The 309-nt window shown below is 63.4% G+C and carries 1 protein-coding gene; it reads left to right on the plus strand.

The genetic code is table 11. The features are described 5' to 3' along the window. Positions 1-288: 30S ribosomal protein S10 (gene rpsJ, locus E5162_RS14435; RefSeq protein ID WP_135945961.1), on the plus strand; the 288-nt coding region annotated here is incomplete at its 5' end. Positions 289-309 lie beyond the last annotated feature (21 nt).

Below are 309 nucleotides of genomic sequence, written 5' to 3' on the forward strand. Positions count from 1 at the left end.
CTCCGGGCTTTCGATCACCGCGTGCTGGATTCGTCCGCGCGGGGGATCGTTTCCACGGCGAAGCGCACTGGCGCGGCGGTACGCGGGCCGATCCCGCTGCCGACGCGGATCGAAAAGTTCACGGTGCTGCGGGGTCCGCACATCGACAAGAAATCTCGCGAGCAGTTCGAGATGCGCACTCACAAGCGCGTCCTGGATATCGTTGACCCGACGCCGCAGACAGTGGACGCGCTGATGAAGCGCGACCTGTCTGCTGGCGTCGACGTCGAGATCAAGCTGGGAGATTAACACCATGAGCCAGGCTCAACA

The organism is Marinicauda pacifica, assembly GCF_004793635.1.
In the GTDB taxonomy this organism is placed as follows: Bacteria; Pseudomonadota; Alphaproteobacteria; order Caulobacterales; family Maricaulaceae; genus Marinicauda; species Marinicauda pacifica.